The 1,303-nt window shown below is 54.9% G+C and carries 1 protein-coding gene; it reads right to left on the reverse strand.

Annotated elements, in window-relative coordinates; translation table 11 throughout:
- Nucleotides 1-752: HNH endonuclease (locus U4E84_RS17605; RefSeq protein WP_322533378.1), on the reverse strand; the 752-nt coding region annotated here is incomplete at its 3' end.
- Nucleotides 753-1,303 lie beyond the last annotated feature (551 nt).

A 1,303-nucleotide genomic window follows, 5' to 3' on the forward strand; every position in this document is an offset into this window, starting at 1 on the left:
TCCTCTCCGATCCCGGTCATCGCACACGCGTGGTTGTATCGCTCGAACGTCTCCGTCCGGAACGCCTCGCTCACCGTGGTTTCGGTGGTCTCGTAACGACGAACCTTCCCGCCCGTATTGAGCGTCTCGCCGGTGGGCCACTGAGCGACCTCACCGGCTTCGACCCAACGCTTCCACACATCTGGGGCGTCGCTGCCGTCGTTCATCTGCGCCCGACCGTGTAGCCACGAGACGGGAACCTCCTGCGTGTTGAGAATGGAGAAATGGAAGAGGTAATTCGGGATCTGCGCTCCAGAATCATCTTGATACGATCGTACCTCGAAGTGATCAGGAACGCACAGCCCGCAGAACTCCACGACGCCCTTCTCCGGCTTTCTGAAAACGAGGATTGGGGGGACTTCCTCGCGTCGCCCTGCTGCCGCCTTGTCAAACGCTTCCTTTATTTTCTGGTTCTGTGTCGAATCGTCGTACAGTACGTTCGTCTTCGCGTCGCCCCAGTAGCTCACGTAGCCGGCGTTGACCGCGAGCGTGTCTTCCCACGGGTCGTCGTGTTGGGAGACACCGACATCATTCGAGACGAGCACGAGTCCCGCAAGCGAGTCTGACCGATCGGCTCCGAGGTCGCGAATGCCGCCTGTGTTCTTGATCCCGCTATCCAATGGACCACGGATCCAGCGCAGGAACTGGTCCTCCGCGTTCCTGAAGCTCCCGGTGTCCCGATAGACCTCGCCGACGCGGAACGCGTGGTTCATGGAGTTAAGATACGATCCTTCTGACAAAAATACACCGGCGATACCAGCGTTAAGTCGACAAATCGGTAGATTCACCAAGAAACTAAGTCTACTCGTGCCTTCCGGGGTAAGCAATGACTGAGTGTGAGTGTGGTTTCGAAGTCGGCGACAGTGTAGATTTTTATGATGGTGAAGGTGAGATACTTGAGGTGAATCACCAGTCCTCGGATCAGTGTCGACTTCAAGTTCTCACCGATGATGATGTGCTGAAGAAGCTCCCATCGTCATTGGTACAATAGACCTGAGTAACACGCTGGTTAAGAATGGCAACTCATCAAACCATGCCGGCTCGAACTCTGTGCTCGTCGATTACCTGATCTGTTGCCACACGAAGAGAGCTAATTGAAATAGATTAGTCGGAAATGATCACCGCCGCATTAACCAGCTCGTTCGTCTTTGGCAGTACAGATTCTTCTTCCCGTAGTTGCTCAAACTCGTGTTTTCTCTCCTCTTTCAGCTCTTCAAGTTTTGAACGGGCGCGCTTGACGTTCAGTTCCATGCCCTTCCCACGC

Origin of the sequence: Halorubrum sp. AD140 (assembly GCF_034497445.1) — an archaeon.
In the GTDB taxonomy this organism is placed as follows: Archaea; Halobacteriota; Halobacteria; order Halobacteriales; family Haloferacaceae; genus Halorubrum.